The organism is Liquorilactobacillus satsumensis DSM 16230 = JCM 12392 (genome assembly GCF_001435195.1).
GTDB classification, from domain to species: Bacteria; Bacillota; Bacilli; order Lactobacillales; family Lactobacillaceae; genus Liquorilactobacillus; species Liquorilactobacillus satsumensis.
The window spans coordinates 144843-152240 of sequence record NZ_AZFQ01000054.1; the positions used below are offsets into that span (position 1 = coordinate 144843).

The window sequence follows — 7398 nt, forward strand, 5'->3', positions numbered from 1 at the left end:
TAACCTTTTTCTTCAACTTATTTCTAAAAGCAGTTTATTATGGCTAAGTGTAAATTTTTCCGTAGTCAGACCTAGACTATCGGTAAGCTATATTACTTTAATTAGATTAAAAAAATATCGTTTCCATTTTAATTTTCCAATTCAATTGACATCTTACTCTAATTTTGTATACTATCAAAGGCGTCTATTTAAAAATTTCTTAAGGAGCTGAGCTCGTGGATTTGTGGAAAAGAATTTTCAAGAAAGAAAGTTTGTCTCGTTATTTAGCCAAAGATAAACGGCTAGTCAAAACTATGACAGCTAAAGACTTAATTGCACTAGGAATTGGAGCTGTGATTGGAACTGGGATCTTCATTCTCCCAGGTACGGTCGCTGCCTTGCATAGTGGTCCAAGTATTATCTTGTCCTTTATATTGGCAGCCGTCGTCTGTTCAACAGCTGCTATGTGCTATGCTGAATTTTCATCGGCCTTGCCAATTGCTGGCAGTGCATATTCTTTCGGAAATGTTGTCTTTGGTGAAATCATCGGGTGGTTCTTAGGCTGGTCCTTGATCCTTGAGTATATGCTCGCCGTAGCCGCTGTCTCGACCGGCTGGGCCGCGTATTTTAATTCTTTATTGGCTGGATTCGGAATTCATCTTCCAAAAGCCCTCAGCAATTACTTCGACCCGACCCACGGAACTTATGTTAATCTTGTTGCAATTTTGATCGTCTGGCTAATTGCATTTATTCTTTCAAAGGGCGTCCGGACCTCAATCAAGTTAAACAATCTCATTGTGATCGTTAAAATTGCTATTATCCTGCTTTTTCTTGCAGTTGGCTTCTTTTATGTTAAACCGACTAATTGGCAACCCTTCTTTCCATTTGGTGGCATGGGTGTCCTTACAGGTGCTTCGCTTGTTTTCTTTGCTTATCTGGGTTTTGATGCTGTCTCGGCTTCCGCAGCAGAAGTTAAGAATCCGCGTAAAAACATGCCGATCGGAATTATTGGAACTTTGATAATTTGTACTATTTTGTACACGCTCGTTTCGATTGTGCTGACCGGAATGGTTTCTTATACAAAGTTAAATGTTGCTGATCCCGTTGCTTTTGCACTTCGGCTTGTTCACCAAAATTGGGCTGCCGGCATTATTTCATTAGGTGCGCTTGCGGGGATGTTTACAATGATGGTCACGATGATCTATAGCAGCTCACGCTTAATCTATTCAATTGGACGTGACGGCTTATTACCCAAAGCTTTAGGTAAGGTCAGTGAAAAACACCACACCCCGAATAATAGTATGCTGGTTGTCACAATCATCATTTCATTTATGGGTGGCTTTGTTTCGTTAGATCAACTGACAAGTCTGGTTAATATTGGGACTTTAATTGCTTTTACTTTCATTTCTTTGGGAATTTTACCTTTGCGTAAACGTCAAGATATCCCTAATACTGGTTTTAAAGTTCCATTCTATCCAGTTTTGCCGCTGATTTCAGTTTTCTTGTGTTTGCTAATGCTGTCTACATTGCCAGTTGAGACGTGGATTGCATCTGCAATCTGGTTTATCATTGGAATGTTTATTTACTTCACTTATGGGGTTAAGCATAGTCAATTGACTCAGGATTAGCGAAGGGTGTTAGTTAGCGTCCAAGCCTCGTAATATTATTTGTGAGGTCACAATTTATTCGACCTGGGACTTACAGGGTTACTGACTGGAATGCGTTAAAGAATATGAAAAAGTGAAGTGTCTTCAGCACAAGCTGGCTTTGAACTTAATTACAAATTGTAAAATAGTCGGTCTTTAGCGACGTTCAATTTGCGGTTAGGTACAAAAATCTGGTGCTGGGAGCACTTCTTTTTTACATGCTGCTATTAGGGTATAATCAGGAAATGAAGTACTTAAGCAGGAGGAATAATTATGCGCAATAATCAATTCGCACATCTCAAGGTACCTTATCCACAAAAACTGACTGAATTGCAAACAATTCAGTACATAGATGAAACTTTACTGGAAGAAAAAAATCTCAATCGTTGTTGGCAAAAATTACTAGAAAAAGCTTTCCCACAGGCACATTCGGCTTCAAGCAAAGCCCAAAAGCTGGCCGGTTTATTAGCAACTGCCCAAAAAGATGTCCCCACCTTCTTACAAACCGATTCACTGTCTTTGACCGTCTTTTATAACGTCGCCTTACAGTTACTCGGTTTCTTACCTGCTGAGGATTTCTCATTGGAAACCCCCTTACACGATATGGAAAAAATCGGTCTTTTTCATGCAACACAACTAGAATCAACCAAGGATCTTTTTTCTGCCTGGTACGATCTGCTTTGTACGCATACCAAAAATGGACAAGTTTTCCTTGATGACTTAGCAGCCCAAGGCTACTTTGTGCCCCTTAGCACTAACTGCACCCAACCTTTGTTTTTTAATGGCAAGGCCCAGCCAATTTTTGATACCACTAAATTAGTGCATGAAACCGCTTATGTTGAAACTGATCTGGATACTGATAATGATGGTGCTCGTGATCTTATTAAAGTTGATTTCATTCGTCCCAGCGAGACCAACCATGGTTTAAAGGTTCCTGCAGTCTATACTGCCAGTCCGTACAATCAAGGCACCAACGACCAGGCTGCAGATAAGTTAATGCATTCAATGAACACTCCGCTGGTCCATAAAACACCAACGCACTTAACTTATGAACAGCTGAGATTCAAGTCTCCTAAAACTCCTTTGCCAGAACGCAGAAAAATTAAGGGCACTACATCCGAAGCAGAAGAAACTTTTAGTTCCGAATTTACCTATTCACTAAATGACTATTTATTAGCACGTGGATTTGCGGCTGTGTATGCTTCCGGAATCGGGACCAAGGATTCTGATGGAGTTCAAACATGCGGTTCCCCTGCAGAAACTGCGGCAACAATCGCCGTCATTGAATGGTTAAACGGCAAACGCGTAGCTTTCACAAACAAAACCGATCACATTGCCCTTAAAGCATGGTGGTGTACCGGTTCGGTTGCCATGACGGGTAAATCCTACTTAGGAACACTCGCAACCGCAGCGGCTACAAGCGGAGTTGCCGGATTAAAAACGATTATCTCCGAAGCAGCAATCTCCAGTTGGTATGATTACTACCGTGAAAATGGTTTAGTAGCTTCCCCTGGCGGTTTTCCAGGAGAAGATGCTGATGTCCTTGCACTTGAATGCTTCAGTCGAAAAAAACAGCCGGGCGACTATCTCAAGGTAAAAGCTGAATTCAACCGGACACTTACTCAGATCACACATGAACAAGATCGAAAGAGCGGTAATTACAATTCTTTCTGGGATGCCCGCAACTATCTTAACAATACTAAAAATATAACTGCTGACATCTTCATGGTACATGGACTTAATGACTGGAATGTTAAACCACGCAATGTTTATCATCTTTGGCAGGCGCTTAAAGAACTCCCGGTCAGACAAAAGCTGATTCTGCACCAAGGACAGCATATCTACATCAATAATTTCCGCTCACTTGATTTTACAGATATGATTAATCTTTGGCTGACTTATAAACTTTACCAACTTGACAATCACGCGGCCGAGTTGCTGCCGACTGTGATCGTACAAGATAACCTTGAACCCGAGAAATGGACGGAATACACCGACTGGGAAAGTTCACAGGCACACAAACAGACTCTTTGGCTGCAACCACATGAATTGACCAGCACACTTTCTGCTGTTCGGCCTGGTGCTGCGACCTTTAAAGATCATTTAAATACTGAGGCTTTCAATTATTATCAAAAAAATCCGGCTATTTGGCGCAAAGACCTCTTGCTTCCAGAAAACTCACCTCTTAAAGCAAATCGGCTGTTGTTTAGAACAGCCAGTTTACAACATGAACTGCTCCTGCGGGGAACACCCGAAGTCACGGTAAAGGTTGCAGTGAACAAAGATCATGGGATGTTGAGTTTTATGCTCGTTGACTATGGTTTAGCTAAACGTTTAGGCACTACTCCTCAAGTCATCGCCCGTAAGGCCCTTGACAGAGGTTACCATTGGCAGCAAGAAGACCTGGTTGAATTTGAGCTAGAGAAAGCCACCCCTTGGAAAATGATCTCTTTAGGTCATATTAATCTCCAAAACCGCCACTTTGCTTGGCAAAATGACGAGTTAAGTCCCAATGAATTCTATCCGGTTACCCTTAAACTGCAGCCAACCTTTTACCGCCTTGCCGTGGGGCATCAGTTAGGTCTAGTTGTCTATTCCACAGATATGGGAATTACTATTCGACCGAATGAGGATCTCGCCTACTCGCTGCAATTCGGTGAAAGCTGTCTGCGGCTGCAGATGACCTCCACTCACTTAGACCAATGATTTACTGGTTTTAACGGTTGTTTAAGTGCTATGATTGAGATAACTTTTAAGAAACTAGGTGTTGATGATGAAACAAGGGACAACCATTTTAACTTTAGATAATGGTTATCATTTATGGACGCATACAGAAGGCCAGGGGAAGATCAAACTTCTCTGTCTTCACGGTGGCCCAGGCGGAAACCATGAATATTATGAAAATTTTGCAACCAAACTGGCCGATCTTGGGGTTCAGGTCTCGATGTATGATCAGCTGGGATCTTGGTATTCTGATCAACCAGACTTCAGCAAGCAAGAAAACATTGACCAATTTTTAAACATGGATTATTTCATTGATGAAGTCGAGGAAGTCCGGCAAAAACTGGGATTAGACAACTTTTATCTCATTGGACAGTCATGGGGCGGAATTCTTACACAAGAATATGCGTTAAAATACCCGCAGCACCTTAAGGGAATCATCATTTCAAGCATGACTGATAATATTGATGAGTATGTCGCCAATATCAATGCAATCCGTGAAAAAGAATTCTCAGCCGCTGAACTTGAGTTTATGAAAAAATGTGAAGCAAAAAACGATTATGCCAATGAACGTTACCAAAAATTGATTGATCTTCTCAATCGCGGCTACGTTGATCGGAAACAACCGCCGGCTATCTCTCATTTGACAGATACAATGGCTACTCCTGTCTACAATTACTTCCAAGGAGACAACGAATTTGTGGTTACAGGTAAAATGAAAGGCTGGGATCGGCGTCAGGATATCCATAAAATTAACATGCCAACCTTAATTACTTATGGGGAGCACGAAACTATGCCGCTCGCGACTGCACGCCGCATGGCCAGCGTAATTCCGCATGCACGCCTTGAAACAACGCCCAATGGTGGGCATCACCATATGATTGATAATGCACCTGTTTATTTTGCCCATCTAAAGAAATTTTTGACAGACGTCGAAACCGGAAATTTTGACGCTTAAACTGCTAATTCACTGGAAAAATCACAATTAGCTTAACTCCAAAATTACTCGACCGCATCTAAAGAGGCTGGGACTTTTTCTAAACTAGTTATTGTGAACCTGTGCCAAGCTTATGTCTTGTCGCAGGCTCCTTTTTACAACAACTATCAGATAAAGTCTCAACCTCTTTGTTCACGAAAACTATTCAAACTGATGAAAGAAGGTGCGCTCTGTGCAAAACCTTGGACGCGAATTTTACAGTTATGTACGGAAAAACATTCTGGCTTCTCTAGGCCTTTCCCTTTATGTAATTGCAGATACAATCTTCATTTCCCTTGCTGCCGGTCCCTTAGGATTAGCAGCGCTAAACATTGTGCTTCCAATTTTTAACCTGTTCAATTCAATGGGACTTCTCTTAGGCATCGGAGGAGCAACCATTTTTTCAATCAACAATTCACTGTCACAGAAAACAAATACCGCTTTGTACGGTCAGTTGCTGACCTTGGGCTTTTTCCTTGGGATTTTCTTTGCGTCCATGGCCAACCTCCTAACTGAGCCGCTTTTAACACTACTGGGGGCCAATCAGCAAACCATCGGACTGGCCAGTGCATATCTGCGGATAGTTTCTCTAGGGGCGGCCTTCTTTATTTTGAACTACATCTCTGTCAATTTTATTCGGAACGATGGCAATCCCCGCCTTACGATGCTGGCAACTTTGACGGAAACTTTCTTCGTACTCGTGATTGACTATCTATTTATCTTTATTTTCAAATGGGGCATGGTGGGTGCGGCCTGGGCAACACTTTTTGCACCCTTAGCCAGTCTTGTTGTTTTAACGCAACACCGCCACTTTACTGGACGTAAATTGCAACTTCGCCTGCAACTTCCACGCTTCAAAAACGTGCTTGCCGTAACCCGCTTAGGACTCCCCTCTTTTTTGACCGAAATGAGTACTGGGGTTAGTATCTTTGTTTATAATGTTGTTTTGTTGAAAAGTGGCGGAAATTTAGCAATCGCAGCCTATGGTGTCGTTGCTAATCTCGCATTAATTGTGCTCGCTCTTTTCAATGGGATTTCTTTTGGGATGCAACCGCTGCTTGCACGCGAATATGGCAAAAACAACTGGAAAAATGTGCGTTACATCTTGAAACTTGGCCTGTGCACCAGTCTCTTAATTGCTTTTTTGAGTTTCGGAATTTTGTTGCTTTTCAAGTACCCAATTATCGGCATTTTCAGTCGTGGCACACAAACTTTAATGGTTCATTATGCTGCTGTCGGAATTCCACTTTACTTTCTTAGCATTTTCTTTTCCGGCATCAACATTAATATCATGATGTTTCTGATCTCCATTAACCAACCTCGCTTTTCTTTTTTTATGTCTTTAATGCGCGGTTACGTTATTTTACTTCCAAGCATTGTTATCTTAGGACATTTTTGGCAAATGGAAGGAATTTGGCTCAGCGTCACTGTTACCGAATTCATCATCACCATTTTTGGACTGTTTTTTACTCGAAATATTTTCAGGCAGAGTTTCACGTGATATGCTTATTTTATTAAGGAGTGTTTCTATGAAAATTAAACGCATTGATCATATCGTCTTAACCGTCGCAGATATTCCGCGGGCGTTACGCTTTTACCATGAAGTTTTCGATATGCCGATCATCTCTCAAAAACAAACAGACGGCTGTGTGCGTTGTGGCCACCAGCTAATTGAATTTCAAACACCAACTCAGCCGCAGTCTTTGACAGCTGCCAAGCCAACTTCCGGTTCCGCCGCAATTTGCATCGTAGCTGCTGATCCCGTCGAAAACATTCTCAATCACTTAGCAAGCTACTATATTCCGCTTGTCGCAGGTCCGCTTAAAAAAGAAGGGGCTGAAGGTCAAATGACTGCAATCTACATCAATGACTATGATCAAAATTTAGTGGAAATTGCCAGCTATAAATAACATGCTTAAGCATACACATTAAGCCAAACCCTGCACCTTAAATTTTGGAATAACTAAAGAGAGAGTGTGACATAAGTCGGGAAAATTTGAGTACTAACTCGAAATTACTCATAGCGAGTACTTTGCTATGAGTAATTCGAAGTTAGACAGAGAATTTTGACTTATG

At 41.6% G+C, this 7398-nt stretch carries 5 protein-coding genes; all 5 read left to right on the forward strand.

All coding sequences use genetic code 11. The features are described from left to right. Positions 1-215: 215 nt before the first annotated feature. The 5 genes from FD50_RS11520 (at position 216) to FD50_RS11540 (ending at position 7232) form a co-directional block, all read left to right on the forward strand. Positions 216-1607, forward strand: coding sequence for an APC family permease (locus FD50_RS11520; protein ID WP_056961858.1), 1392 nt, complete (start codon positions 216-218; stop codon positions 1605-1607). Between the two features lie 291 nt (positions 1608-1898). Continuing rightward, on the forward strand, positions 1899-4331 hold the full coding sequence (locus tag FD50_RS11525) for a Xaa-Pro dipeptidyl-peptidase (protein WP_056961860.1): 2433 nt from the start codon (positions 1899-1901) through the stop codon (positions 4329-4331). A gap of 67 nt (positions 4332-4398) precedes the next feature. Beyond that, the gene (locus FD50_RS11530) at positions 4399-5304 is read left to right on the forward strand and encodes a proline-specific peptidase family protein (protein ID WP_056961862.1); all 906 of its coding nucleotides are present in this window, start codon (positions 4399-4401) and stop codon (positions 5302-5304) included. A 211-nt stretch (positions 5305-5515) separates the two neighbouring features. Continuing rightward, positions 5516-6823 (forward strand): MATE family efflux transporter, encoded by a 1308-nt coding sequence (locus tag FD50_RS11535; RefSeq protein WP_315972243.1) that lies wholly within the window; start codon positions 5516-5518, stop codon positions 6821-6823. Positions 6824-6851: 28 nt separating this feature from the next. Next, positions 6852-7232, forward strand: coding sequence for a VOC family protein (locus FD50_RS11540; protein WP_056961866.1), 381 nt, complete (start codon positions 6852-6854; stop codon positions 7230-7232). Positions 7233-7398 lie beyond the last annotated feature (166 nt).